Here is a 24,080-nt window from a genome sequence, read left to right on the forward strand (position 1 = left end):
TGCTTTAAAACGAGAAAGGCAGCTAAATTATACCTCAGAACGCTGACGGCAAGCCTCATAAAGTGCCATACCTGTTGCCACACTCACATTTAGGCTCTGTAAATTCCCAGACATCGGGATATAAACTTTATGATCACACTGTGCCTGAGTAATTGGACGTAAACCTGTGTCTTCTGCACCCATAACAATGACAACTGGGCCAGAGAAATCACATTTTTGAATAGGCAAAGCACTTTCATCAAGCATTGTACCAATCACACGTACGTGAGTTGTCTCTTTAAGATGCGCTAAAGTACGCGCTAAGTTTGTTACTTGAATAAATTTAACTTTTTCGGCCCCACCCGCTGCGACTTTGCGAGCAGTTGGAGTTAAGCTTGCTGAGCGATCACGAGGAACAATGACTGCTTGAACACCCATTGCAGCGGCTGTACGAATACAAGCCCCTAAGTTATGCGGGTCTGTCACCTGATCTAATGCCAGCAATAAGGCATCTGGAGTTTCAGCCAAAATCTGATCGAGATCTTTTTCATTTAACGTCGGATACGGACGTACTGCCGCAACTACACCTTGGTGGAATGGTAAGCCTGCAAGCTTCTCAAGGCTTTCACGGCTTGCTTTTTGTACGCTAATTCCAAAAGGCTCAGCCAATTGCAAAATCTTTTGTAAACGTTGATCATCGCGCCCCTTCAATGTAAACAAGGTCAGCACGCGCTCCGGCTCAAGTTCTAACAATGACTCCACTGAGTGAACGCCATAATAATATTCCGGTTTTGCCATGCATGACCTCTAACAACGTTTGAGCAAAAAATAAAAATCCTGCAAAGCCAACTTCACAGGATTTCTTTGGGCATAGTGTACCCGATTTAAACAGGAATTTCTTAGCCTTCTAAATGGCAAACATAATCGAGTACTTCATCAGTCTCGATTTTAAAAACGCTATTGCCTGGTACATAAAATGATTGACCAGCGCGGAACAATTCACTTTCATTGCTATCTGCAATTTTAACGCGACATTCACCTGAAATAATTTCCATACGCTCAGGAACATGTGTTTCAAATGTTAAAGGCTGCTCAGTCGGCAAAATAACACCTAATGTTTTTTTCGTTCCATCTTCAAATTGCACGGTATGGCTGATACATGCTCCACCAAAATAAACATTTGATTTTTTGATGACCGTTACATGATCAAATTGGGTTGAACTCATGCACACTCTCCAGATAATGCCGCATTTATATAAATTATGATGAATGTAGTTTAATTGTGCCTAAATAACTAATCAATCAGTTTTCATACGGATAGACTTGTAATTTCCACTGCTGTAACTGAATTTTTTTAGCAAAAGCGTGGGGTAAATTTACTTCAATATTTCGACTCTTCGACACTATTGCATCATATCTGCAAACTTCATCGTGATTTTCATCGAATACAACCCAATAAACTTTCTCTGCAGTTGGGTGTGTCACAGCAGTTGTAACCACTGGTGAACCATTATCCATGCCAACATGAAAATTGTCTGGGTCATTTTGCATTGAAGCTGACTCATAAGCCGGAAAATCGACGCCATTTTCATCAAATTGCTGGCTGTCATGCACAAGCACACTTTGTTTTAAAGTCGGCCAAACACGATAACGAAGATAATGCTGATCTATGACCCGATTGTCCGGATACTTTCCAGTGGCGACATAATCTCTGACATGTGCTTCAATATTATGAAAAATACCTGAGCAACCACCCCACATTCCCGCCAAAATTAATTCAGTGTGAGAATAGCTATCTCTCATTAAATGAAACCATTGATCACTCTTGAGCCAAGCATCGACAGCAGCTTTTTCACGATAAGACACGATAGAGTCAGCATCCCGTATCAAAAATCGTTTAACTAGCGGATCATCCATGACTAAAAAGCGCCAAAATAAACCAGATAACTGTTTTTGAGTGGAGCTGACATGTACTACTTGGGCACCATTTGCTTGTAAACGTTTCTGTACAAGTTCAGGAACGGTATCATCTATATAGAACCGACACGTCCATTCCGGATAAATTTCTTGCGCTAACTTAGTATTTAAAATTGAAGTTTCACAGTAACGCGGATTTGCTCCAAATAAAGAAAAAGCAATAATGTTTTCTTGAGGATTGGGACTAAATGGTACAGGTTTATGCGGGGGTATATTTAAAGCAGGCTCATTCTTTGTGAGTTCTTTTTTTGTTGAAATGGCTAAACGCCCAAATTTGATTTTTTCTTCTTTTTTATTTAAATGATGACAAACTTCGGTTAAGCCATCATATAAATTTGTATTAACGTTGGAACCACTTGCTTTAATAGCTTGCATATAATGTTGATATGCATCGTCATAACGGCGTAACCGCAGCTCAGTATAAGCTAAATCAGATAGTGCTCCAGAATGCTGTGGCACTAGATTTACCGCTTTTTTTACATGCTGATAAGCTTTGGCATAATCACCTTGTGCAGCAGCCTGTTTAAATGCATTAAAATGCTGACTTAAAATTTTATTCATTTCAGCAGGATTTGTTTTTTTATGGCGGTTCATCATCCCTATTGGTGCTTTCGGTAAGCTTAATGTTTTTTTCATTGTAAAGTTCCGCAATCTTGCTGTTCTATAATTTCATTTAGAATAATAGATCACTTGTAGCAAATTCAAAACTTCTCTATCTTTAACCCATAATTTGGCGCGTTGGATGCGTTTATGCTCACACATTTAACTTTAATCAATTTTGCATTAGCTGATCATTTAGCTATTGATATAGAACAAGGATTTAATGTTCTAACAGGTGAGACAGGTGCCGGAAAATCATTATTACTGGATGCACTCTCTGCCTGCTTAGGGGAACGTACAGATACAAATTATGTCCGCTATGGTTCGGACAAAGCGGATGTAACCGCAGTTTTTACTTATCAGAACAATAGCCCTGAGGCAAAATGGTTACAAGACCATGAGCTAGATGATGATTCTGGGGAAATTCATTTACGTCGGGTTATTTTCGCAACTGGCCGTAGTAAAGCATGGGTGAATGGCCGCCCAAGTAGCCTCTCTGAGCTTAAAGAATTGGGGCGCCTATTGGTTCAATTATATAGCCAGCACAGTCAGCAACAGCTTCTTGAACCACCTTATCCAAAGCATTGGTTAGACCGTTATAACAATTTTTATGCTGAAGCGAATGATGTCCGTGAAGCTTATAGCACATGGCAACGCACGATTCGTTTACACCAAGCAGCCTTAGATGCTCAAGCAACTCGTCTACAACGTATTGCGACCTTAGAGCTGCAAATCGAAGAACTTGAGGAAGTCATTCAGACCGATTACAAAGAAATCGAGCAAGAGTTTGACCGTCTCAGTCATCATGAACATATCATGCAAGATTGTAGCTATAGCTTGAATGCGCTTGATGAAGCTGAACAAAACATTACTCAAGAAATGTCATCGATCATTCGCCGACTAGAATCTCATGCTGGACGTAGTGAACAGCTTTCTGAAATTTATAATTCTTTACTTAATGCTCAAAGTGAAATTGATGATGCAACATCAAATTTACGTCAGTTTATTGACCGTCAGAGCTTTGACCCTGAACGGATGGAAGAACTCAACTCCAAGTTAGAAGTTTTCCATCGTCTGGCACGTAAATACCGTACTCAGCCAGAGACGCTGAAAGAAGAGTACGAAACATGGCAAAATGAGCTTGAACAGTTACATCAACTTGAAGACCCAGAGACTCTGGCAGAACAAGTAGAAAAGTCACATCAAGAGTTCTTAGACAAAGCCCAGCATTTAGACAATATTCGTCGTGAAGCTGCTACTCCACTTGCAAAACAATTAACCGAGCAGGTTAAGCCTTTGGCACTACCTGAAGCACACTTTGAGTTTAAATTTGAGCCATTAGAGCAACCAAGTGCAGAAGGCTTAAGCTTTATTCAACTTTTATTTACTGCCAACAAAGGCATACCACCACAACCATTGGCGCGTGTGGCATCGGGTGGTGAGCTTTCACGTATTGCACTGGTCATGCAAGTGATGAATGCTGAAAAGACCGAAGCAGAAGTTTTGGTATTTGACGAGATTGATGTCGGGATTAGTGGCGGTACGGCTGAAGTAGTTGGACGATTACTTGCCGATTTGGCTCAGCATGTCCAACTGCTATGTATTACTCACCAAGCGCAGGTCGCTGCACAATCTGATCAACATTTGTTAGTTAAAAAACAGCAAACAGATCCGGCAAGCAGCACCATCGTACAACTCGATGAAAATCAGATTATTTCTGAACTAGCACGTATGTCAGGTGGAGTTGAAATTAATGAAACGACCTTGCAGCATGCTAAACAATTACGCCAACTTAAATTTCAGGCTTCTTCAAATTAATAAAGAAAATGAGAGAAAAAGATTGGCGAAATCCGATTAACTCTTGTATGTTGATAAAAAGAACCTATATACATAAAAAGGGTCGAGAGACCCTATAGCGACATTTTTTGAGGGAGAACCGCTTAGGTGACCAAACAATACATGACTCACCGTTGTCTGATTGCCCCGCCAGAAATGGCAGATGACTTTTTTGCAAATACTGTAATTTATCTTGCCCGCCATGACGAAGAAGGTGCTCAAGGTATTATTATCAATCGCCCTGCTGGTATCCAAATTAAAGAACTACTCAATGATTTAGACATTGATGCAGACAATGTAAATCCGCATGAGGTTTTACAAGGTGGACCTTTACGCCCTGAAGCAGGCTTTGTCCTTCATACTGGTCAACCAACATGGCACTCCTCTATTGCTGTCGGTGAAAATGTCTGTATTACCACCAGTAAAGATATTCTCGATGCAATTGCACATAACGAAGGTGTTGGTCGCTACCAAATCGCCCTCGGTTATGCGAGTTGGGGTAAAAACCAGTTAGAAGATGAAATCGCCCGTGGTGACTGGCTCATTTGTGATGCCGACATGGATCTGATTTTTAACTTGCCGTACGATGACCGTTGGGATGCAGCCTATAAAAAAATTGGTGTAGATCGTACATGGCTGGCTTCTGAAATCGGACATGCTTAATGACTGCAACACAATCAAAATCAATTATGGCTTTTGACTTTGGTACTCAAAAAATGGGAATGGCGATCGGCCAATCTGCAATTGAAAGTGCTAATCCATTGCCATTATTTGTGATGAAAGATGGGATTCCCAACTGGGACCAACTTTTAAAAATTGTCAAAGAATGGCAACCTGATTTGTTTATTGTCGGTCTTCCATTAAATATGGATGATAGCGAATCAGAGCTTTCTACACGTGCACGTAAGTTTGCACGCCGTTTACGCCATCAAACCAATATTGAAACATGGATGGTAGATGAACGACTCACCACCCGTGAAGCAAGAGAAGAACTTGGTTTTTATCAAGAACAAGGCCGTGCAAAGAAATTATCAGCAGATAGTTTTGCCGCAGCTTTGCTGATTCAAAGCTGGTATCGCAATCCAGTTGGTTTAACACCATAAAAAATAAAAAAGCATGTTTTACACATGCTTTTTTATTGGGTTTAAAAACTTCAATTTTTTATTTTTCAATAATATGTACTGTAGCAGTACGACCAGAAACAAAAGCCAGCTCGTTTTTTGGTGCTTCATCTAACACAATTTTTACAGGTACACGCTGTGCTAAACGAACCCAGCTAAACGTCGGGTTTACGTTTGCAAGCAATTTAGAACTACTTGAACGCTCACGATCTTCAATACCCGATGCAATACCTTGCACATGGCCTTTAATTTTCTGACTGTCACCCATTAATTGCACACTTGCTTGATCGCCAATATGAATGCGGTCTAATTTTGTTTCTTCAAAATATCCCACAACATAAAGTTGTTTACGATCTAGCAATGCTGCAACCGCTTGTCCAACTTGAACATAGTTACCCGGACGCAAATCAAAGTTAGAGAGTGTTCCATCTGCCGGTGCAACAACAGCCGCACGGTGCATATTGAGTTCTGCTAAATGTAAGTTACTTGTTGCTGCTTCAACCAATGCCTGTTGCTGTTTAATAGTGGCTTCAGCTTGTTGAATAGCTGCTTGGAGTTGCTCATGTTCCGCATGTGATTGATCGCGAGTTGCAAAGACCTGATCTTGTTCTTGTTTAGAAATCGCGCCATCCATTAAGTTTGAATAACGGTTTGCGTTTTTCTCGGCTAACTTAATGTTAGTGCTCGACTTAATCAAGTTTGCTTTGGCTTGTGCTAAACCTGCTTGTGCCTGAGCATATGCCGCTTTTGCTTTTGCCAAATCAGACTTTGCTTGCTCTACATCTAAAGCTCGGCGAGAGACATCAATTTTAAAAAGCACCTGACCTTTTTTGACAGTCTGGTTATCTTGAACCAATACTTCCGTTACAAGTCCTGCTACATCTGAGGAGACTTGAATAACGTCACCACGAACTCGGCCATCACGTGTCCACGGCGCTGCATTATAGTAATTCCATAAATGCACAATGGTATAGACCGCAATCATTAATGCGACAATCAAAATCACTGGACGGATGACTTTTTTCAACTCCAATTGATTCATTTTACTCACCTAACTCAATCTTTAATCTGGCAATCATCTTTAAGCACCTAACCCAACAAAAATTTGGTGTATCACCAAAAGTAGTAAAAGGTAAAAACACAAATTGAAAATGCTGGGTAGTGCAATCCAGCCTTGTGCAATCCATTTGTTAGTTAAAGGACTTAACAAGCGGAAACATATATATGCAAATAAGGCTTGGACGAGCAAAGCAGGCAGGTAAATACCGTAGACATTAAACTCACCCATGCGCTGTGGCTCCTGTAAGCGTACGATCTGCATTCATTTGGTTTGATGAAACATGACACATGCTATAAGCAATATTATTTAGCGAAATAAATAATCTTTGACGCAAAGTCATATCTTCAATATGTGAAGCAAGTTGTTTAAGTTCAAACAAGGTCTGATGAATGTGCTGTACCAATACATCACTTTCATCTTTTTCATTTTCTTTGGCTCTAAACAGCTCATCTAAATCTTGTTGCAAACGGCCAATGTGATGAGCTAGTTCTGAAGATGGCTGAAATTGATTTGCTAACTCTTGAAGTCGGCTTAAATCAACAATCGCACTTGATTCAACCAATGCTTGATGAATCGATTTTTTAATCTCTTCTGACTGAACCATTTTGGTATTTAAAACACCAACACGGTCTAACATCGCCCGCAAATGAACTTTGAATTCAATGCCATAAGGTATATAAATCGCTTGACGCATCGCGCGATAATGTAAAGCTAAAATACGGTTTGCACTGGTATCGGGTGACATGGCACGTACAACATCTATCACTATGAGAGACACCAATACGCCCATAACCATACCAAATGAGCTGTCTAGGTAAGACACTGCATCCATACTGTAAGCATTATGCAAGTTCAGACCCATCATGGTGTTAATACCCAGCACCATGCCCACTGGCATGAGTGCTTGATTCGCCATCATAGAAACCGCAAATAAGAACATCGGCAACAAAACGAGTCCAAGTTCCCAAAATGTAGTGACATGAGGAAAAACACCAAAAGCATAAATAAACACTAAAACAGCCGAAGCCACACTACCCCATATAAAAATACGCAAGACAGGAACAGGATTATCTAAGGCCGTTAAAATACAAGCTGTTACTGCACCGATCTGTGCCATCATAAATCCAGCTTTCCAGCCAGACAGAATCCACACACCTGTCACAATAAATGTAATGAGTACCGCACTAATACCGCCTCTGACTGCTACACCATGATCTCGGTGCAAACTTGGATATTTAGTCGTCATTGGGGTAATGTTATCTGGAATCTCTTTATTACCTTGCTTGATGCGTTGCCATAAAACTTTTACAGCTAGAACATTACTAATGAAATGGCGGACATCCATTTTCATGGCAGCCAATAGCACTTGTTGATGTTCAGAAGCCGAGTCATTTAAGTTCAAAAAATCATTTTCAAACTCGTCAGGTAACTGCAAAACATTTTCATCAGTCATCTGGTCTTTTTGTTCAAGAAAATGAATCACATGACCTGAAAGCTGCTTTAATTTGTCTGAATGACTTTCAATAAAATTGAGTTCTTGCAGTTGTTTAATTCGCTCGGACAAAGCAACTAAGTTTGCAACTACCATCGACATTTGGTGGAGCATTTCTTGCAAAGGTTTGGTCATGCCATGTAACTCACCTTTTTCATAGCTCAAGTGAACTGCCAGAGCATGAATATCGGTCGTATCACGAGTAATCGCAGCCAAAAGCTGTGTATTGTTTTGCTGTTGATCTGCATTTAACAAATTAGCAAATAGGTTCTCTGTATCTTTGAGTGTCTTAGTTACACGCTGTTTGATTGCCGAACCAATATGCATCGGCAAAATAGTTGCGGACACAACCGCACTCGAAATCACCCCAATTGAAATCTCGAGTACACGCGCCAAAGCAATATCAAAAATATTGTACTGGTCAATATATGTAATCGCGTTATACGCAATCATTGCAGTTGAATAACCCGCCAACATAAATGCATAACTGCGAGGTGTCCGGTCGAGTAAGGATACATAAAGCGCAAAGCCCACCCATAGTGACAACACAACCGTAAATATCCACGGCGTATTAATCAGGTGAGGTGTTATTGTTAACGCAACAATGGCACCACCCACCGTGCCTAAAACACGATAGACACACTTAGACGACACCATACCCGAATAAGGGTTGGCGATAATCAGGACGGTACCGATCGACCACATTGGATTAATCAGGTCTAATTCAAACGAAACAAATAATGCCAACATGCCGGCAATAAATGTCTTTATTGCAAAAATTAGATCCAGCTTACTCGGGCGGAAAGCCAGTATTTGCTTTAATAACATGAACTCATCTCAAATACAGATTTGAACTGATGAGCATGCTCATCAGTGTCCATTTGCCTTTTAAAAAGACAACACGACTTTGTCATTTGCCTTATAGACAAATGAGTTAATGAGAGCATCCTTCAATACAATGATTTTTCCTACATCTCTGTATGATGTACCGAGATGATTTCAGTTTGGCCGCTATTTATACGACCAAGCTTAGGAAAGGAGAGACATCGAAAAAGTCGGCAGAGTAAACCAATTTCTCGATTAGATATTTTGCTGCACAATTTTTTCAAAATAAAGTGATTTAGTCAACTAAAATATCTTTATTTGATAATTTGATATGTTTTTAGTTAATCATATATGATGTGTGAATCAAGAGAACTTTTCTGATTCTGAGCGTAAAATATTTAAATCAGGTAGTTATCTTGGAATTGAGACAAAGCTTCAATTTTTCTGTTATAAGAACTCAAGTGTGACCCGTTTATTAAGGATACGAATAAGACATCATGGCAATTTCAAGTTTTGGCAAAATTTTAACCGTACTGGATTTATTTTCAGTTTCACGACCAGTGATTAATGTCGATATTATTTGCGAAGAACTTGGCTTGTCTAAACCGACCAGCTATCGTTATCTGAAAGAACTCGTATCAGCCGACTTATTAAAACGTATTAATGGTACTTCTGGCGATTACACTTTAGGCTCAAAAATAGCAGTTCTTGACTATGTATCCAGAACAACCGATCCATTAGTTCAAATCAGTACGCCGTTTATGCGTAACATTGTTGAACGCACTGAACTTTGCTGTTTACTCACCTATTTAAATGATGACTACTGCATTGATATTCATCATGAGATTTTTAAAGATACAGAGCTACTTTCATATGGCCGAGGTTGTCCGCGTCCGATCTATGTTGGAGCATCACCAAAAACAATGGTGTCACATTTAAGTAAACAGCGCATGCATGACTATTATCAACGTTTTCAACATGAGCTGTCTGAATCAGGTTTTGCTCTGGATGAACCAAGCTTTATCCAACGCATGCGTAAAATAAAGAAACAAGGCTTCTATTTCTCACAAGGTGAGATTGATCCTAATGTTTCAGGGCTTGCTGTACCCGTTCGTTTTTCAAGTAAAGAAGTTCCATTAGCTTTAACACTAGTCGCATCAAAAAATCGCTTTGATTTTTTAAATATTGAAAAACTCATTGAAATTTTGCAAGAAAATGCTGCATTAATAGAACAGCGCTTTATGGAACTTTCCGAAAAAGGCGAGATCTAAAATAATATTTTTGATAATTTAAAGTTTTCTTACACTTTGAAGCATTGAAAATATCTAAATATTCTCATATTATGATTTTAGCACCTATTGATGATTCTTTTCATCAGCAGCTCATCAATAGAAGGCTCTCCCTCAGAGGAATAAGCTCATGCTGCCATCATGGGCTTTTTTCTTGCCCAATTTTTATAATAAAACTTATGAAAATTTGAACTGACGGAATGTCAGATTAATACGCGGTTGTAAAATCTTGGTTGAACGATTTAAACGGTGTTGCCAATATTGTTGAGTCTCACCACGCATCACAATAAGTTGACCCGGTTGTAACCACATCTCAACTTTTTCCTTGGTTTGAATATGTCTAAAAGAGAACTTCCGCGTTGCTCCAAAACTTAAAGAAGCAATTGTAGTAGTTCTAGCTAAAGACACATCCGAATCACTATGCCAAGCCATACCTTGCGTTCCGTCTTCATAAAGATTTGCCAAGCAAGAGTTAAATTTTTCTGAAAGAATCTGCTCGACTTGCTGCTTTAGCTTGGCAAGTGCTCTGTCCCACGGTAAAGAATCACGAAAGACACCGGAATATTTATATCGATAATGCTCATCTCCATACCAAGCAACCTTGCGGGGTGTAATAAAGTGCTTGCCATATAGCTTCGCTTCATCATGTCGCCATGCCAAATGGTGGTACAAATAATGAAAATATTGTTCGGCTTCTTCTATACTTAAAATACATCCATAATCCTGAACCTCACCTTCATAAGGCAATAAGTTTGAACAAGGCTCCGGAGAAAATAAATCTAGTGTCATGCAATCTCCCCTTGCTGCTTAGCCATTTCCCAAGCTAACAATGCCAGTTTACGCCCTTTTTGCCAATGGTACTCACCGACCATTCCTGTTGCACGAATGACTCGATGACACGGAATTAAATACGCAATCGGATTTTGCCCAATTGCCGTAGCGACTGCTCTGACTGCTTTAGGTTTTCCAATTTGCTCAGCAATATCTTGGTAAGTACGTAGCTGTCCTTCGGGAATAGTAAGTAATGCTTCCCACACTTGAAGCTGAAATGGTGTTCCTGCAAGATTAAGCGGTAATTTCTGCTGTAAGTGTTCTGAAAAATCTTGTCTAAACCACTGTGCAATTTGCTGATGCCAAATCGGAGAGTGATTTCTTAGTTGAGCTTTCGGAAAGTATTGTTTAATGATGTCTTGAATATTTTCACGACTATCAACAAAGCGAACAGAACAAATCCCTTTCTCACTACTTACTACTAATAAATCACCAAATGGGCTTGTTTCAACTGAATAATTCAGTTCAACCCCATCACCTTGCTGCTTGTATTCACCTGGGGTCATCCCCTCAAGCTGAATAAACAAATCATGTAAACGACCCGTACCCGATAGTCCAGTATTTAAAGCAGTATCTAATAAGCTACGTTGCTGCATTAAATAATACTTTGCCTGCTGCAAGCTCATATATTGCACAAACTTCTTAGGGCTAATGCCTACCCATTCCTGAAACTGCCGCTGGATATAACTTGGACTTAAATCCATATATTTAGCGACATCTTCTAAGCTTGGTTGCTGGTCTAGATGTTCATATAAATATTCAATAATTGTGGCAATCACAGCAAATTGCCGAGAAGAAAGCATTTGCATCTGTCACCTCCTTAGCACTTAATCTTACTTTAAAGTAGCCAAGACACCATGACGACCCGATTCTTGCACTCTTCAAAAATAAAAAAAGCCTTTCGTTATAGAAAGGCTTAATCATTCAACCTGACATTAGGGTTGTTTTAGATATGGCCACGCTGCTTTTAAATAAATAAACATTGACCATAAAGTGAGAATCACAGCGGTATATAACAAAGCATAAGCCAGCATTTCTAAAGGCTGCCAATTCAGTAGAAATACACTAATCGCAATCATTTGAAATGCGGTCTTATATTTACCTACAGTTGACACTGCTACACTGGTTCGTGCACCGAGCTCTGCCATCCACTCACGTAAAGCAGACACGGTAATTTCCCGTGAAATAATAACAATTGCAGCAAAAGCCATCGCAATTGTCGGTTTCCACTGCACTAAAACAATAAGTGCAGCTGCCACCATAAGTTTGTCTGCAACTGGGTCTAAGAATCGGCCAAATGCTGAAGTCTGGTTCAAAGTTCGTGCTAAGTAGCCATCAAACCAGTCAGTTACGGCAGCCAGCACAAAAATAGCCGTCAAGATAATATGACGCGTCATACTTCCTACGTGCTCACCAATACCTATTGCAGGCGGCCAATATGCAATCACCAAAAATACAGGAATAAGCGCGATACGCGCCAAAGTTAGGATATTTGGGATATTCAGGATTCGCCCTGTGGTCATAAACACCGCCAATTTAGTCTTCACGCATCTTTTAACAGACAACGACACATACTTCAATATTGTATCTATCTGTAACAGCCACTTTATACGAAATATGTGAATCGAGAAAGTAGATTACTTAGGTAAATACCGTAACAGTTTGCCGCAAGATTGCAATTAAATGATCATTTTGATCCCAAAGATATGCATATTCTGTGGAATAACCCTCAGCTGCATATTCAGTCGTGACTTTATATTTAAACCAGTCGCACAACTGATGCTGAACTGGATGAACATAAGTAATGTGCCATGTTAAAGAGCTTGCTGGCGCAACTTGCTTAAACATTGGCAATACACCCGGCGGCCAAATATCCATAAGTACAATCAAATCAGGTAATGTCATTTGACGATTTTCATGTTGTTCTGGTGAGAACCTTGACCAACCACCAAAGTCAGGATGCCCACTTGCCGTTACCTGATAATTACCCTCAGCCCAACAGACTTCAAAATGCTGAAAGCATTCCGGCATATGTTTCGCAAAAGGAATGACGGTTAAATTTTCTGGTTGTACATAAGCAGGTGCTATGGGTTCTTGTTTTACCTCAATACTCGACACACGAGACACGCCAAAACTTGCAACCAAAATGGTTTGAACTGCATTATCTTGCCATAACCGTGCTTCAAGCGTAGTGACTGACTTTCCTTCTCTTAAAACTTCAATAGTCAATCGGGCAGAACCTTGTTGTACAGGGCCTACAAAAGTAACACTACAACTTAACAGCCTTTTATTTGAATCTTGAATATGGGCGCATGCTTTTTGCATTAATAACCCTGCAACAAAGCCCCCAAAAACGGTGCGGCCCTGTAACCATCCTGCGGGTATATCAATCCATTCATTTTGTTTTACATCTTCCCATAGTTGTAATAACGACATTCCTATCCCTAAATCATGCGTATGATTAAGAAATATCTTTCATCATTTTGACCAACATGTGAATGATCATTCAGCTATTAATTTACGAGCGCTTTTGTCACTCATATTCTCAAGACTTAACTACTCATGCAAAATTTTATAAATCGTTCTTGCCATCACTTCACCCAAGCCCGGCACGACTGTCAGTTCTTTTTCAGATGCTTTTAACACCCCTTGAATCCCACCAAAATGTGTTAATAAATCTCGACGGCGTTTAGGTCCTAAGCCCGGAATTGCTTCTAAAACTGAAGTACTACGGCGTTTGTCGCGTTTAGCGCGGTGTTTAGTAATGGCAAAACGGTGAGCTTCATCACGCACCTGTTGAATCAAATGTAGTGCCTTGTTATCTTCAGGTAACTGGATTTTTGTGCCATCAGTAAAATGAAGCGTTTCAAGGCCCGGTTTACGTCCCTCACCTTTTGAAACACCAATCATGAAAGCATCAAGTCCAAGATCTTGCATAACTTCCATGGCCATATGGAGCTGGCCTTTACCACCATCAATTAAAAGTAAATCCGGCAACATTGCCTTTTTATAACGACGTGTTAAAGCTTGTCGCATCGCAGCGTAATCATCGCCTGCGGTAATATCTTGAATGGCAAATTGTCGATAATCCCGTTTACGTGCACCGCCTTGGTCAAACACCACACACGATGCAATAGGCGCTTCACCCATGGTATGGCTAATATCAAAACACTCAATACGATCGATCGGACGGCCAACTACCTGCTCAAGCTGGTGGAAACGCTCATTAAGTTCTAAATGATTACTCAACTGCCCTTTAATTGCATGCTGAACATTCATTTCAGCAAGTTCTAACCATTCGGCACGTGTTTCTCGCACATTGCTCTTAATCTGGACTTTCTTTCCAAACTGCTGTGCTAAAGCTTCCTCCAACTCTTTACGGTCAGGTAAGGCAGTATTCACAATCAGTTCGCTTGGTACTTCATCGGCAACCTGAAAGTAAAAGTTTGCCATGAAGTCACTCAGCATTTGACCAAGGTCATCGCCCAACATATCAGGGAAATAACTTTTTCCGCCTAACATACGACCATTACGCACATGCATAATCTGCACACATGTCACTCCAGCCTGATAGGCAATGGCTAAAATATCCGCCTCACCTTTCACTTTGAAAACAGCTTGCTGTGCTTGTACTTCACGGAGCAAAGACAAACGGTCTCGATAAAAAACAGCTTTTTCAAATTCAAGATCTGCCGCTGCCTGCTCCATTTTCGCAATCAGTTCTTGGTTTAATTCTTTGGTATCACCTTGTAAGAAACGAATACTGTTATTGACGTCTTCTTTGTAATCTTCTGGTGAGACTAAGCCTACACATGGGGCCGAGCAACGTTTGATTTGATATTGCAAACATGGACGCTTGCGCTGTGAGAAGTAAGTATTTTCACATTGGCGCACATTAAAAAGTTTTTGTAAAACCAGTAAGGTATCTCGAGCACTATAAGCGCTTGGATACGGGCCAAAGAACTTCCCGATTTGATGCTTACCTTTGCCACGTCCACTGGCAATTCGCGGATAAGGTTTATCTGCCGATACAAAGATATAGACATATGACTTATCGTCTCGCAGCATAATGTTATAAGGCGGACGATGTTGCTTAATTAAGTTTTGTTCTAAAAGCAGCGCTTCAGTTTCTGAACGCGTAACGAGCGTTTCAATATCATAAATTCGTGCAACTAAAGCCTGAGTTTTCGGATGCTCAATGGTTTTAACAAAATAACTCGATACCCGATTTTTTAGGTTTTTAGCTTTACCCACATATAACAACTCTCCCTCTTTCCCTAGCATCTTATAAACGCCTGGAAGTTGGGTCAGGTTAGCTAAAATTTTTTCAATATAGGGACGAGCGTTTTGATTCACTATTGGCATACATGGCTTAATATTGAATACCTAATGTGATGTTTTCACCTTTACTTTTCAAGTGCTTTACTGTGGCAGAACCTAAATTTGAAAACACATCATGAATTAGCCCGACAATATGTGTCGTACTACCTTAAGAATCGAGGCGATAGTAACTATATTTCACGTCTTTTTCTTTATATACCGCATAGGTTTTTTGACGAAAATCTGAGAACCAACCATTACCCGTATAGCCAGCAATGTGTCCGTAGGTATGACCACTGGTACGTTCGATAATATAAATATCACCTTCTTGAGGACGGTTAAATGCCGGTTTGATTTTCTTATAGCCGTTCTTTTCTAATGTATGTCCCCAGTCAGATGCAGCTACTGGATGCTTGGAAACATCTGCACCTGCTGCTTGTAGAGCAATACGGATATTCTTGGCACATTTCTCTTTGCTGTGCTTTGCTGACATGCTTTCAAGTTTGCTTGAGAACTTATGTAAATCAATGTTTTGATCTTCTACTTTATGTCTTTTAGAAGTCGTTCGGCCATGCTTTTTAGTCTCAGCAGAAGCTTTGTTTAACATCGCTTTCGTTTTTAAGTCACCCTGAGAACTTTCTTCTTTTCTCAATTTAATATGGTGAACATGTGCATGAGCTACGTGATGAGCATGAGCCATTTTGAAACCTACTTCCGCTAATCAGTCTTCGAAAAAACGGAGCAATTGTAGAATCAAAATTATGCGTTGGCTTTTAATAGTTGTAACAAATTGCCAGCACTGTGAAATGAGTCACAAAATGAATTTATCGTTTTTATTTTATAAAAAAATACCTTTTCTGGCCCTTTAATCTTTCTATAAATATTGAGGCAAAGATATCCTATTATAAAAGCAAAATACTTAGCTACAACCAATCAATCAAATTCATTTCAACCGACCAAACACTTATATAAAACTTCAGATTAATTAGAAATTTTAAATATTATAAATATTTCCCCAAATAATATTTAAAATGAAAAAATTTAATAAAAATAAATCACATTTATTTTAAATAAAAATCCTTTTTAATAATTGACGCTTTTCATTTTAACTATTATTATCTCGTTGCTGGCCTACATTGCCAGTCGGTTTTAGCAGACCGTAATCTATGGCGGGTTATAGTACAATCTATAAGTCGTTAGACCCTTGCGTCCCCTTTTCTTTGCGGTAGGACGGGAGGGGGACGCCCTGTGCGTGCTGGTCCCATAGATTCCAGTCTGCTAACCCCCTTTCGTTCTACCACCCTAATTAATTCGCGGTAATCTGGTGGTAGGACTCCATTTTTTAAGGAGTTGGCCATGCCATTATTCAAACTTGTTTTCTCTCTAATTTAATTATTTTATTTATTTAAAATTTGGTTTTATGCCTTATTTTTATATCTATAAATTATTTTTATTTTAAAAATTTTAATCATTTTATTTTCCTGTTTTTTAGGAGGATTAATTATTAACTAAAATTTATTTTAACTATTTAAACCCATTATATTTTTATTTTACTCATAGATATAAATCATTATGAGAATAATATGAAAGCTTATAAAGCTATTTTAACTTTTAGTTTAGTTCTAGGTAGTTTGGGTATTTCGGGTTGCAATTTACACACTCAGCAGGAGTTTGAAAAAATTTGCCTATCGGGTGGACATAGCGAGTCGAGTTGTGACTGTATTTACCAGCGACTTGAACAAGTTTACTCCCCTAAGCTCATGCAACGCCTTAAACATGTCAGTTTGCAAAGTCCTGTTCTCCCACAGGACTTTGTCCCTACTTTTTTGAACACCATGCAGCGATGTGACAAAAGTAGTCTGGGCTAAGCGTTGGCTTAGCTCTTTATCTCTGTGTCGCAATGGTTGATTACTTTAAATCAGCGCAAAAAATTAAAGTCTGTTGTGGCACAGAGGCCTGTCAGAAAATTTCCACAAAAAAAACCACACTCGAAGGTGTGGCTTAGTTCAATCACGCAGAATTTTTATTTCGGGCGCTTTCATTAAAACACGTATGGTCGAACAAAAATCAGGAAGAAAATTCCAAGCATGAGGAACCATTTCAAGAAGTAATACAACTTACGGTTTTTAGCTTTTAAAGCTTTAGCTTTAATACGAATTTGATAAACATAACCAAAGGCTTTATTTAAGCCCCCTGTTTGGTCACCTGTTTCATTCGGTGAGCTTGCCGCAGTCATCACATTACGGCCAAACCAATGGTTGAAACGTTCCATCCATTTTACTTTCATTGGACGCTCAACGTCTGCGAAGAAAATAATACGGTTTTGATCAGTCTTATTTTCAGCATAGTGAATATAAGTTTCATCAAACACAACACTTTGACCATCACGCCAAGAGTATCTTTCACCATCTACATCAATAAAACAACGGTCATCATTTGGTGTAATTAAACCCAAGTGATAACGAAGTGAACCTGCGTACGGGTCACGGTGTCTAACCAAACGGCTATCAGGAGCAAGCTCTGTAAACATTGCCGCTTTAATGGTCGGTAATGTTTTGAGTAAAGCCGTTGTTTTCGGGCAAAGCTCAGCAGCTGAAGGATGGCTTGATTCATACCACTTGAGGTAAAAACGTTTCCATCCTGTTTTAAAGAACGAGTTAAAACCTAAGTCATTGTAGGTACTCGATGCTTTAATCCCACCTTGGTCATATAAAGCTTTCGCTTCATCTCGAATCATTTCCCAATTTTCATCTAACACTTTTAAATCTTTGAAGTGTTGAGTATCGATATAAGGCTGATTCGGTACCTTTGAAAAGATGTACATTAAAAAGTTAATCGGTGCGAGCAAGGTTGAATGGTCAAAAAATTGACGATAAAACGAGTGACGCACTTTGCCGCGATGTTGGATATACAATGCAGATATTACAAAAATCGCTAATACGATCCACTTAATCATATTGCTACTCTTTCAAAAGTTTAGGGCAACATTACCTTAATTTTCGAAGGTAATAGTAGCCAGAAGAATATTTAATTGGCGCAAATTTTAGCAAAATTGACTTATAAAAAGCGAATGTAAAAAATTAAACAGCATATTTCGGAACATTAAGTACTTTAATATAAAAAATAGTACGTAAATTTTTGTGGTTCTAATTCATTAGAAAATTGTAACTTTATAGTCGGTTTTTTCAGTCATTACACCAGAACAATTGACCTTTTTGACAAGAAGTGAAAGGAATAAAATTCACATTTTTTATATAAAAAATTAAAGATTTATACTTTTTATAATTAAAAACTTAAATTAAAACAAAAACCTCTAACCAATAGCTATCTCTATGATTTTCTTTATGCATTTAAGTGGTATGAATTCAACAAAAAATAAGATGACCCTTGCGTCACGGCTTGATACAACTTGTCGGGTTCTTTTTAGATATAGTTATCGTAAGATTAGCGAAGCATAAATGTGTACCGGAGCTGTACACACGCTTCATAACATCAACTTAGAAATCCTCCAAAACTAAGGAGATCAGGCATGATCCACGCTGGCAATGCCATTACCGTCCAAATGCTTGCGGACGGAATTGCAGAATTCCGCTTTGACTTACAAGGTGAGTCGGTCAATAAATTTAACCGTGCAACAATTGAAGATTTCAAAGCTGCTATCGCGGCTGTAAAAGCCAATAACGATATTAAAGGCTTAGTCGTAACTTCTGGTAAATCTACATTTATTGTAGGTGCAGATATTACCGAGTTTGGTGAAAACTTCGCACAAGGCGAAAAAGCGATTGTTGACTGGCTTATGCCTGTTCACGAAATCTTCAATAGTTTTGAAGATTTAGACGTTCCAAAAGTTGCTGCTATTAATGGCATGGCTTTAGGTGGCGGTTTTGAAATGTGTTTAGTTTGTGACTATCGCGTGATGTCAGAAGCTGCACAAGTGGGTTTACCAGAAATTAAACTCGGCATTTACCCAGGTTTCGGTGGTAGTGTTCGTTTAAGCCGTCTTATTGGTATTGATAATGCAGTTGAATGGATGGCAATGGCTGCTCCTAAAAAACCAGCTGCTGCGCTTAAAGATGGTGCTGTAGATGCTGTTGTAGCTGCTGACAAATTACTTGATGCTGCAACTGACTTGGTTAAACAAGCAATTTCTGGTCGTTTAAACTGGAAAGCAAAACGCCAAGAGAAACTTGAAGCTGTAAAATTGAACCCGCTTGAACAAATGATGGCGTTCAACACAGCAAAAGGTGCAGTACTTGCTAAAGCAAATCCTGCTCAATACCCTGCTCCAAAACTATTACTTGATTCATTACAAGCTGGTGCAAGCCTTGCACGTGATGAAGCATTAAAAGCTGAGGCTGAAGGCTTTGCTAAAGCAGCAATTACTCCACAAGCTGGCGCATTGATTGGTCTATTCATCAATGACCAAGTTGTGAAAAAGGCATCTAAACAACATGAAAAAGGTGCTCACCCTGTAAACCAAGCAGCTGTACTTGGCGCTGGTATTATGGGTGGTGGTATTGCTTACCAAGCAGCAAGCAAAGGCACTCCAATTATCATGAAAGATATTGGTAACCCACAACTTGCACTAGGTATGTCAGAAGCTAACAACTTGTTAACTAAGCAAGTTGAACGCAAGAAAATGAAGCCTGCACAAATGGGTGAAACGCTTGCACGTATTCGTCCTACTTTAAGCTACGAAGAGTTTAAAGAAGTCGACATCGTGATCGAAGCGGTAACTGAAAATCCAAAAGTTAAAGAAATCGTACTTGCAGAAACTGAGAAAAATGTTCGTGAAAACACGATCATTGCTTCTAACACTTCTACAATTTCAATTACACGTTTGGCAAAAGCATTACAACGTCCTGAAAACTTTGTTGGTATGCACTTCTTCAACCCAGTTCACATGATGCCGCTTGTAGAAGTTATTCGTGGTGAAAAGACTTCTGAAGAAGCAATTGCAACGACTGTCGTTCTTGCTCAAAAAATGGGTAAAACACCAATCGTTGTAAATGACTGCCCAGGGTTCTTGGTTAACCGTGTATTGTTCCCTTACTTCGGTGCATTTGACCTTCTTGTAAAAGACGGCGCAGATTTCCAACAAATCGACAATGTAATGTCTAAGTTTGGTTGGCCAATGGGCCCTGCTTACCTGATCGATGTTGTAGGTATTGATACAGGTGTGCATGGTGCAGAAGTAATGGCGGAAGGTTTCCCTGACCGTATGAAGCCAGACTACAAAGGCGCAATCCAAGCAATGTATGAAGCGAAGCGTCTTGGTCAAAAGAATGACGTAGGTTTCTACAAATACGAACTCGACAAGAAAGGCAAGAAAGCAAAAACTGTTGATCCAACAGCGTATGAAGTGATTGCTCCGTTCGTAACTGGCGAAAAACGCGAATTTGATAACCAAGAAATCATTGACCGTATGATGCTTGCTTTCTGTAACGAAACAGTTCGTTGCTTGGAAGACAAGATTGTAGCAACTGCATCTGAAGCAGACATGGCAATGATTATGGGTGTAGGTTTCCCTCCATTCCGTGGTGGTCCATGCCGTTACATCGACCAAACTGGTGTTGCTGAATACGTTGCACTTTGCGATAAATATGCACACTTAGGTAAGGCTTATGAAGCGCCGCAAATGTTGCGCGACATGGCTGCTAACAATAAAAAATTCTACGGTTAAGGAGCGACGTGAATGGCTACTTTAAATCCACGTGACGTTGTGATTGTTGATGGCGTTCGTTCTGCCATGGGCAAATCTAAAAACGGTATGTTCCGTAATGTACGTGCCGACAGTTTATCTGCTGAACTTGTACGTGCGCTCGTTGCCCGTAACCAGTTTGATGTAAACGAAGTTGAAGACCTGATCTGGGGCTGTGTAAACCAGACTCTAGAACAAGGTATGAACATTGGCCGTAACATCGGTTTATTGGCTGACTTGCCTAAAACTGTTGCTGGTCAAACAGTGAACCGTCTTTGTGGTTCGTCTATGCAGGCAATCCACACTGCGGCTGCACAAATTGCGACTAACCAAGGTGACATCTTCATTATTGGTGGTGTAGAGCACATGGGTCATGTAGGTATGATGCACGGCATCGACCTTAACCCAGAAGCATCTAAACACTATGCAAAAGCATCTAACATGATGGGCTTAACTGCTGAAATGTTAGGTCGTATGAACGGCATTACTCGTGAAGAACAAGATGCGTTCGGTGTTGAATCTCACCGCCGTGCTTGGGCTGCAACTCAGGAAGGTCGTTTCAAAAATGAAATCGTTGGTGTTGAAGGCCACGATGCAAATGGTTTCAAAATCCTTTGCGACATCGACGAAGTGATTCGTCCAGATGCAAACCTTGAAGCATTCAAAGCATTAAAACCTGTATTTGACCCTAAAGGTGGTTCAGTAACAGCAGCAACTTCTTCTGCTCTTTCTGACGGTGCTTCTGCAATGTTGCTTATGTCTGCTGAACGTGCACAAGCATTAGGTTTAAAACCACGTGCTGTAATTCGCTCTATGGCAGTAGCAGGCTGTGACGCAGCAATCATGGGTTACGGCCCAGTTCCAGCGACTCAAAAAGCGCTTAAGCGTGCTGGCTTATCAATTGCTGATATTCAGACTGTTGAGTTAAATGAAGCATTTGCTGCACAAGGCTTGTCTGTTCTTAAGGGCTTAGGTCTTTATGACAAACAAGACATCGTGAACTTAAATGGTGGTGCAATCGCACTTGGTCACCCACTAGGCTGTTCTGGTGCACGTATTACAACTACGTTGTTGAACGTGATGGAACAACAAGATACTCAAATTGGTCTTGCGACCATGTGTATCGGCCTTGGTCAAGGTATCGCAACGATTATCGAACGTGTTTAATTAACACCAAGATAAAAAATCCCCGCTCAATGCGGGGATTTTTATTTTACCGGCCTTTTAAACCATCTTGGATTTGTTGCTGTAATTTCAAAATATCATCTAAATTTACTTTCATCGTACCTTCACGATAAGCATCGACATTACTTCGGTTAATGTTCAACGGCTTTAACATTTCAAAAAGACCATTGGTTGGGTCAGAAGACTGAATCCCGCCCGCTACCGCTAGAATATATTCTCGTAAAAATGGAGAAAGTTGTGAGAGATCAGGCTGCGCCATAACGGGCTGATAATCTATGGTCGTCATCCCTTCTGGGACTAAAGCATTCTGTATATCGTTATGTATTTTATATTCATGGTGTTGTAGTGCTTGGCGTACCTTCTTATCTTCTTGAAACGGCACAAAGCCCACCTCATCACGTAGCTCAGATTCAGCCATAACGCGAATAGTGGGTAAAGTCGTTACTTCTTCTGCCTGAACAGTTGGTAAACCTATAAAAGCAAATGCAGCGACTAAAGCTGATTGTTTTAGAAAGTTCATAACTAGCTCCAAAAAATCAGTCATCCTGTTTCAATCAAAAGATGAAGATTCAAATAAAGGTCTCTATAAATAGGCTACAACAAACTGCTTTGTGATTCAGTAAGGCTCAGATAAACGGTAAATATAATTAAAATTTTTAATGTAATAGTAAGGGACTTTCTTAATAAAAAGCTGAATAGAAAAACCACCCTATAAATGAGTTATAACCATTTATAGGGTGAGATTTATCTTATAGATTTTATTTGTTCTCTAACATTTCTTTTAAAGAGTCGACCAATTGAGGAAATGCCGTATAACCTTCCCGACCTAAAAAGTGCCCGCCATTAGGAACAGTAATGTACGGCGCATCAATATCCTTAGCCAATTGAATCGTTAAGTGTGGTGGAACCAAATCATCATTATCAGATAAATACACCAACTTTTTCTTTATGCTCTTAAAATAATTGGTGTCGACTTTGCTCTGTGTTATATAAGCTGTGAGAGGGGAAGAATCTGCAATTGGTCCAGAGAATCCGGATACTAAAATCATTCCTCCAATATTTTTATAATCATGTCTTTGCAAAAAGTGCAGTAAGGTAATGACACCCAAACTATGTGCCACAAAATAAGTATTTTCATTAACCACTGGTATCTGTTCATCTAAAACCTTCTGCCAAGCATCTACATTGGGATGCTCAGAATCTGGAAATGGTATTAAAGTAACAGCCGTATGTTCATCTTCTATTTGATGTTTTAGGTCCAAGAACCAGTGATCATGTATAGAAGCCGAATAACCGTGAAGTACAAATATTTGACGCATGTTCTTCTCCTGATGTTCCAGTGTTTTGGTATTTGCAGCAAATGACATTAATCCAAATAACACCAATAAAATGAGTTTTCTGATCATTGAACAAGTACCATTTTGAAAGATAAAAACATGCTAAACTATGACACCACTGTTAAGGTCAAGCCTATTTTATGAACCTAGCTAAAGTCGCTGAGCTTACAAAAGTTAGTCCGCGTATGCTGCGTTATTATGAAAGTTTAGGGCTAATACAACCGCATCGAGCAAGTAATAACTATCGAAGTTATACGCAAAAAGATATTGAAAATATTAAGAAAATTAAAATATTAAATGATGCGGGTATGACACTAAAAGATATCCAAGTGTTATTACCATGTTTTGATTTAGATGAAAGGGTATTTACGCTTTGCCCTATTGTTCAAGAAAAGCTACAAACAGAGCTGATGCATGTATCGGAGCAGTTAAACAAACTACAAACTTCTCAAAGTTTATTACAATCTTTCTTGATAAAAGGCAAAGCTGAGAGCACCAATACATCATGATTGATGCTCATGCTGTAA

Annotated in this window: 23 protein-coding genes; 8 read left to right on the plus strand and 15 right to left on the minus strand. The window is 39.5% G+C overall.

Features of this window, described 5'->3' with window-relative positions:
* Positions 1 to 27: 27 nt before the first annotated feature.
* The 3 genes from rlmB to HMPREF0014_RS23670 all read right to left on the minus strand — a co-directional run bounded on the left by rlmB (position 28) and on the right by HMPREF0014_RS23670 (position 2,592).
* Positions 28 to 777 (minus strand): 23S rRNA (guanosine(2251)-2'-O)-methyltransferase RlmB, encoded by a 750-nt coding sequence (gene rlmB, locus HMPREF0014_RS23660; RefSeq protein ID WP_006580950.1) that lies wholly within the window; start codon positions 775 to 777, stop codon positions 28 to 30.
* A gap of 101 nt (positions 778 to 878) precedes the next feature.
* Positions 879 to 1,205, minus strand: a complete 327-nt coding sequence (locus HMPREF0014_RS23665; protein WP_000099685.1) for a pyrimidine/purine nucleoside phosphorylase — start codon at positions 1,203 to 1,205, stop codon at positions 879 to 881.
* Positions 1,206 to 1,281: 76 nt separating this feature from the next.
* Entirely contained in the window at positions 1,282 to 2,592 is a 1,311-nt protein-coding gene (locus tag HMPREF0014_RS23670) for a hypothetical protein (RefSeq protein ID WP_006582268.1), read from the minus strand.
* A 114-nt stretch (positions 2,593 to 2,706) separates the two neighbouring features.
* Here HMPREF0014_RS23670 and recN point away from each other — a divergent pair, with 114 nt between their 5' ends.
* The 3 genes from recN to ruvX all read left to right on the plus strand — a co-directional run bounded on the left by recN (position 2,707) and on the right by ruvX (position 5,495).
* On the plus strand, positions 2,707 to 4,374 hold the full coding sequence (gene recN, locus HMPREF0014_RS23675) for a DNA repair protein RecN (protein ID WP_006580948.1): 1,668 nt from the start codon (positions 2,707 to 2,709) through the stop codon (positions 4,372 to 4,374).
* Positions 4,375 to 4,500: 126 nt separating this feature from the next.
* Positions 4,501 to 5,055 carry a YqgE/AlgH family protein gene (locus HMPREF0014_RS23680; protein WP_001979301.1) on the plus strand — a complete coding sequence of 185 codons (555 nt, stop codon included), beginning with the start codon at positions 4,501 to 4,503 and terminating at the stop codon, positions 5,053 to 5,055.
* Positions 5,055 to 5,495, plus strand: coding sequence for a Holliday junction resolvase RuvX (gene ruvX, locus HMPREF0014_RS23685; protein ID WP_000127528.1), 441 nt, complete (start codon positions 5,055 to 5,057; stop codon positions 5,493 to 5,495). Before HMPREF0014_RS23680 ends, ruvX begins: the two co-directional genes overlap by 1 nt.
* A gap of 58 nt (positions 5,496 to 5,553) precedes the next feature.
* Here the strand turns inward: ruvX and HMPREF0014_RS23690 are convergent, their stop codons facing one another.
* The 3 genes from HMPREF0014_RS23690 to HMPREF0014_RS23700 are packed head-to-tail and all read right to left on the minus strand — an operon-like array spanning position 5,554 to position 8,893.
* On the minus strand, positions 5,554 to 6,555 hold the full coding sequence (locus tag HMPREF0014_RS23690; protein ID WP_002156989.1) for an HlyD family secretion protein: 1,002 nt from the start codon (positions 6,553 to 6,555) through the stop codon (positions 5,554 to 5,556).
* Positions 6,556 to 6,594: 39 nt separating this feature from the next.
* The gene (locus HMPREF0014_RS23695; protein ID WP_002157017.1) at positions 6,595 to 6,801 is read right to left on the minus strand and encodes a DUF1656 domain-containing protein; all 207 of its coding nucleotides are present in this window, start codon (positions 6,799 to 6,801) and stop codon (positions 6,595 to 6,597) included.
* The gene (locus HMPREF0014_RS23700) at positions 6,794 to 8,893 is read right to left on the minus strand and encodes an FUSC family protein (protein ID WP_006580946.1); all 2,100 of its coding nucleotides are present in this window, start codon (positions 8,891 to 8,893) and stop codon (positions 6,794 to 6,796) included. Before HMPREF0014_RS23700 ends, HMPREF0014_RS23695 begins: the two co-directional genes overlap by 8 nt.
* A gap of 494 nt (positions 8,894 to 9,387) precedes the next feature.
* Between HMPREF0014_RS23700 and HMPREF0014_RS23705 the strand changes: the two genes are divergently transcribed.
* Positions 9,388 to 10,161, plus strand: coding sequence for an IclR family transcriptional regulator C-terminal domain-containing protein (locus HMPREF0014_RS23705; protein ID WP_004883565.1), 774 nt, complete (start codon positions 9,388 to 9,390; stop codon positions 10,159 to 10,161).
* A 195-nt stretch (positions 10,162 to 10,356) separates the two neighbouring features.
* Here the strand turns inward: HMPREF0014_RS23705 and HMPREF0014_RS23710 are convergent, their stop codons facing one another.
* The 6 genes from HMPREF0014_RS23710 to HMPREF0014_RS23735 all read right to left on the minus strand — a co-directional run bounded on the left by HMPREF0014_RS23710 (position 10,357) and on the right by HMPREF0014_RS23735 (position 16,030).
* On the minus strand, positions 10,357 to 10,968 hold the full coding sequence (locus tag HMPREF0014_RS23710; protein ID WP_006580945.1) for an alpha-ketoglutarate-dependent dioxygenase AlkB: 612 nt from the start codon (positions 10,966 to 10,968) through the stop codon (positions 10,357 to 10,359).
* Positions 10,965 to 11,819 carry a methylated-DNA--[protein]-cysteine S-methyltransferase gene (locus HMPREF0014_RS23715; RefSeq protein ID WP_006580944.1) on the minus strand — a complete coding sequence of 285 codons (855 nt, stop codon included), beginning with the start codon at positions 11,817 to 11,819 and terminating at the stop codon, positions 10,965 to 10,967. The genes HMPREF0014_RS23710 and HMPREF0014_RS23715 overlap by 4 nt, the downstream gene beginning before the upstream one ends.
* A gap of 126 nt (positions 11,820 to 11,945) precedes the next feature.
* Complete coding sequence (pgsA, locus tag HMPREF0014_RS23720; RefSeq protein WP_002156973.1) at positions 11,946 to 12,533, minus strand: CDP-diacylglycerol--glycerol-3-phosphate 3-phosphatidyltransferase; 588 nt, start codon at positions 12,531 to 12,533, stop codon at positions 11,946 to 11,948.
* A gap of 118 nt (positions 12,534 to 12,651) precedes the next feature.
* Entirely contained in the window at positions 12,652 to 13,446 is a 795-nt protein-coding gene (locus tag HMPREF0014_RS23725; protein WP_006580942.1) for a thioesterase family protein, read from the minus strand.
* Between the two features lie 120 nt (positions 13,447 to 13,566).
* On the minus strand, positions 13,567 to 15,366 hold the full coding sequence (gene uvrC / locus HMPREF0014_RS23730) for an excinuclease ABC subunit UvrC (protein WP_031944150.1): 1,800 nt from the start codon (positions 15,364 to 15,366) through the stop codon (positions 13,567 to 13,569).
* A gap of 133 nt (positions 15,367 to 15,499) precedes the next feature.
* Positions 15,500 to 16,030, minus strand: coding sequence for a CHAP domain-containing protein (locus HMPREF0014_RS23735; protein ID WP_002157041.1), 531 nt, complete (start codon positions 16,028 to 16,030; stop codon positions 15,500 to 15,502).
* 883 nt (positions 16,031 to 16,913) lie between these two features.
* Here HMPREF0014_RS23735 and HMPREF0014_RS23740 point away from each other — a divergent pair.
* Positions 16,914 to 17,198, plus strand: coding sequence for a hypothetical protein (locus HMPREF0014_RS23740; protein ID WP_006580940.1), 285 nt, complete (start codon positions 16,914 to 16,916; stop codon positions 17,196 to 17,198).
* A gap of 173 nt (positions 17,199 to 17,371) precedes the next feature.
* On the opposite strand, the gene lpxO is transcribed toward HMPREF0014_RS23740, so the two are convergent.
* A complete protein-coding gene (gene lpxO / locus HMPREF0014_RS23745) occupies positions 17,372 to 18,286 on the minus strand; it encodes a lipid A hydroxylase LpxO (protein ID WP_004699120.1) in 915 nt (304 codons plus the stop codon).
* Between the two features lie 573 nt (positions 18,287 to 18,859).
* Here lpxO and fadB point away from each other — a divergent pair.
* Positions 18,860 to 21,013 carry a fatty acid oxidation complex subunit alpha FadB gene (gene fadB, locus HMPREF0014_RS23750; RefSeq protein ID WP_006580939.1) on the plus strand — a complete coding sequence of 718 codons (2,154 nt, stop codon included), beginning with the start codon at positions 18,860 to 18,862 and terminating at the stop codon, positions 21,011 to 21,013.
* Between the two features lie 12 nt (positions 21,014 to 21,025).
* Positions 21,026 to 22,198, plus strand: a complete 1,173-nt coding sequence (gene fadA / locus HMPREF0014_RS23755; protein WP_002157046.1) for an acetyl-CoA C-acyltransferase FadA — start codon at positions 21,026 to 21,028, stop codon at positions 22,196 to 22,198.
* 46 nt (positions 22,199 to 22,244) lie between these two features.
* Here the strand turns inward: fadA and HMPREF0014_RS23760 are convergent, their stop codons facing one another.
* Entirely contained in the window at positions 22,245 to 22,736 is a 492-nt protein-coding gene (locus HMPREF0014_RS23760; RefSeq protein WP_006582271.1) for a hypothetical protein, read from the minus strand.
* Positions 22,737 to 22,974: 238 nt separating this feature from the next.
* A complete protein-coding gene (locus HMPREF0014_RS23765) occupies positions 22,975 to 23,622 on the minus strand; it encodes an alpha/beta hydrolase (RefSeq protein ID WP_006580937.1) in 648 nt (215 codons plus the stop codon).
* Positions 23,623 to 23,693: 71 nt separating this feature from the next.
* Between HMPREF0014_RS23765 and HMPREF0014_RS23770 the strand changes: the two genes are divergently transcribed.
* Positions 23,694 to 24,062, plus strand: a complete 369-nt coding sequence (locus tag HMPREF0014_RS23770; protein ID WP_006580936.1) for a MerR family transcriptional regulator — start codon at positions 23,694 to 23,696, stop codon at positions 24,060 to 24,062.
* The last annotated feature ends 18 nt before the right edge of the window (positions 24,063 to 24,080 follow it).

The sequence above is a fragment of the Acinetobacter sp. RUH 2624 genome (genome assembly GCF_000162375.2).
Lineage (GTDB): Bacteria > Pseudomonadota > Gammaproteobacteria > Pseudomonadales > Moraxellaceae > Acinetobacter > Acinetobacter nosocomialis.

Bases quoted from the DNA above. Each gene is read 5' to 3' on its own strand.
- rlmB (WP_006580950.1), bottom strand. From the start codon at position 777: ATGGCAAAACCGGAATATTATTATGGCGTTCACTCAGTGGAGTCATTG.
- HMPREF0014_RS23665 (WP_000099685.1), bottom strand. From the start codon at position 1,205: ATGAGTTCAACCCAATTTGATCATGTAACGGTCATCAAAAAATCAAAT.
- HMPREF0014_RS23670 (WP_006582268.1), bottom strand. From the start codon at position 2,592: ATGAAAAAAACATTAAGCTTACCGAAAGCACCAATAGGGATGATGAAC.
- recN (WP_006580948.1), top strand. From the start codon at position 2,707: ATGCTCACACATTTAACTTTAATCAATTTTGCATTAGCTGATCATTTA.
- ruvX (WP_000127528.1), top strand. From the start codon at position 5,055: ATGACTGCAACACAATCAAAATCAATTATGGCTTTTGACTTTGGTACT.
- HMPREF0014_RS23690 (WP_002156989.1), bottom strand. From the start codon at position 6,555: ATGAATCAATTGGAGTTGAAAAAAGTCATCCGTCCAGTGATTTTGATT.
- HMPREF0014_RS23695 (WP_002157017.1), bottom strand. From the start codon at position 6,801: ATGGGTGAGTTTAATGTCTACGGTATTTACCTGCCTGCTTTGCTCGTC.
- HMPREF0014_RS23700 (WP_006580946.1), bottom strand. From the start codon at position 8,893: ATGTTATTAAAGCAAATACTGGCTTTCCGCCCGAGTAAGCTGGATCTA.
- HMPREF0014_RS23705 (WP_004883565.1), top strand. From the start codon at position 9,388: ATGGCAATTTCAAGTTTTGGCAAAATTTTAACCGTACTGGATTTATTT.
- HMPREF0014_RS23710 (WP_006580945.1), bottom strand. From the start codon at position 10,968: ATGACACTAGATTTATTTTCTCCGGAGCCTTGTTCAAACTTATTGCCT.
- HMPREF0014_RS23715 (WP_006580944.1), bottom strand. From the start codon at position 11,819: ATGCAAATGCTTTCTTCTCGGCAATTTGCTGTGATTGCCACAATTATT.
- pgsA (WP_002156973.1), bottom strand. From the start codon at position 12,533: ATGACCACAGGGCGAATCCTGAATATCCCAAATATCCTAACTTTGGCG.
- HMPREF0014_RS23725 (WP_006580942.1), bottom strand. From the start codon at position 13,446: ATGTCGTTATTACAACTATGGGAAGATGTAAAACAAAATGAATGGATT.
- HMPREF0014_RS23735 (WP_002157041.1), bottom strand. From the start codon at position 16,030: ATGGCTCATGCTCATCACGTAGCTCATGCACATGTTCACCATATTAAA.
- HMPREF0014_RS23740 (WP_006580940.1), top strand. From the start codon at position 16,914: ATGAAAGCTTATAAAGCTATTTTAACTTTTAGTTTAGTTCTAGGTAGT.
- lpxO (WP_004699120.1), bottom strand. From the start codon at position 18,286: ATGATTAAGTGGATCGTATTAGCGATTTTTGTAATATCTGCATTGTAT.
- fadB (WP_006580939.1), top strand. From the start codon at position 18,860: ATGATCCACGCTGGCAATGCCATTACCGTCCAAATGCTTGCGGACGGA.
- fadA (WP_002157046.1), top strand. From the start codon at position 21,026: ATGGCTACTTTAAATCCACGTGACGTTGTGATTGTTGATGGCGTTCGT.
- HMPREF0014_RS23760 (WP_006582271.1), bottom strand. From the start codon at position 22,736: ATGAACTTTCTAAAACAATCAGCTTTAGTCGCTGCATTTGCTTTTATA.
- HMPREF0014_RS23765 (WP_006580937.1), bottom strand. From the start codon at position 23,622: ATGATCAGAAAACTCATTTTATTGGTGTTATTTGGATTAATGTCATTT.
- HMPREF0014_RS23770 (WP_006580936.1), top strand. From the start codon at position 23,694: ATGAACCTAGCTAAAGTCGCTGAGCTTACAAAAGTTAGTCCGCGTATG.